This is a genomic window from Blastococcus sp. URHD0036, from assembly GCF_000701365.1.
GTDB lineage: Bacteria > Actinomycetota > Actinomycetes > Mycobacteriales > Geodermatophilaceae > Trujillonella.
The window spans coordinates 1-1,861 of sequence record NZ_JNIK01000009.1 but is presented as its reverse complement, the minus strand read 5'-3'; the positions used below and the strand labels follow the sequence as shown (position 1 = coordinate 1,861).

General features: G+C 58.6%; 1 rRNA gene. It reads left to right on the top strand.

Annotation, left to right across the window (positions count from 1 at the left end):
- Nucleotides 1-1,838: ribosomal RNA gene (locus N555_RS28220) — 23S ribosomal RNA — on the top strand; the annotation flags it as partial.
- Nucleotides 1,839-1,861 lie beyond the last annotated feature (23 nt).

Below are 1,861 nucleotides of genomic sequence, written 5' to 3'. Positions count from 1 at the left end.
GGACGGCCAGGTGTGTGGATGGGTAGGGGAGCGTCGTGTGGCGGTAGAAGCGGCGGAGTGATCCAGCCGTGGACGCCACGCGAGTGAGAATGCAGGCATGAGTAGCGAGAGGGGAGTGAGAAACTCCCCCGCCGGAAGACCAAGGGTTCCTGGGCCAGGCTAATCCGCCCAGGGTGAGTCGGGACCTAAGGCGAGGCCGACAGGCGTAGTCGATGGACAACGGGTTGATATTCCCGTACCCGCGAAGGAACGCCCATGCTGAACCCAGCGATACTAACCGCCCGAACACCCGTTGCCGGCTCTTTCGAGGGTCGGTGCGGGGACTAGCGCGGGACCTGGACTGGTAGTAGGCAAGCGATGGGGTGACGCAGGAAGGTAGTCCTACCGGTGAGTGGTAGTACCGGTGCAAGGGTGTGGCCCGTGGGATAGGTAAATCCGTTCCACATACAGGGTGAGGCCTGACGCATAGCCGAATGAGGCGAATGGGATGATCCTATGCTGCCGAGAAAAGCCTCTAGCGAGTTCCGAGCGGCCCGTACCCCAAACCAACTCAGGTGGTCAGGTAGAGAATACCAAGGCGATCGAGCGAACTGTGGTTAAGGAACTCGGCAAAATGCCCCCGTAACTTCGGGAGAAGGGGGGCCATCTACTGTCAACCGCCTTGCGCGGGGTAGCGGTGGGTGGCCGCAGAGACCAGTGAGAAGCGACTGTTTACTAAAAACACAGGTCCGTGCGAAGTCGTAAGACGATGTATACGGACTGACGCCTGCCCGGTGCTGGAACGTTAAGGGGACGGGTTAGTCCTTCGGGGCGAAGCTCAGAACTCAAGCGCCAGTAAACGGCGGTGGTAACTATAACCATCCTAAGGTAGCGAAATTCCTTGTCGGGTAAGTTCCGACCTGCACGAATGGCGTAACGACTTCTCAGCTGTCTCAACCACAGGCTCGGCGAAATTGCACTACGAGTAAAGATGCTCGTTACGCGCGGCAGGACGGAAAGACCCCGGGACCTTCACTATAGCTTGATATTGGTGTTCGGTTCGGCTTGTGTAGGATAGGTGGGAGACTGTGAAGCGGGCACGCCAGTGTTCGTGGAGTCGCCGTTGAAATACCACTCTGGTCGAATTGGATGTCTAACCTCGGTCCGTGATCCGGATCAGGGACAGTGTCAGGTGGGTAGTTTAACTGGGGCGGTTGCCTCCCAAAATGTAACGGAGGCGCCCAAAGGTTCCCTCAGCCTGGTTGGCAATCAGGTGTTGAGTGCAAGTGCACAAGGGAGCTTGACTGCGAGACCGACGGGTCGAGCAGGAGCGAAAGCTGGGACTAGTGACCCGGCACCGGCATGTGGAAGCGGTGTCGCTCAACGGATAAAAGGTACCCCGGGGATAACAGGCTGATCTTCCCCAAGAGTCCATATCGACGGGATGGTTTGGCACCTCGATGTCGGCTCGTCGCATCCTGGGGCTGGAGTAGGTCCCAAGGGTTGGGCTGTTCGCCCATTAAAGCGGTACGCGAGCTGGGTTTAGAACGTCGTGAGACAGTTCGGTCCCTATCCGCCGCGCGCGTAAGAGACTTGAGAAGAGCTGTCCCTAGTACGAGAGGACCGGGACGGACGAACCTCTGGTGTGCCAGTTGTACCGCCAGGTGCACTGCTGGTTGGCTACGTTCGGCAGGGATAACCGCTGAAAGCATCTAAGCGGGAAGCTCGCTTCAAGATGAGGTCTCTCACCCAGTCAATGGGGTAAGGCCCCCGCCCAGACCAGCGGGTTGATAGGCCGGAAGTGGAAGCACCGCAAGGTGTGGAGCTGACCGGTACTAATAGGCCGAGGGCTTGACCACACAACCCCTTCACACCACGAACA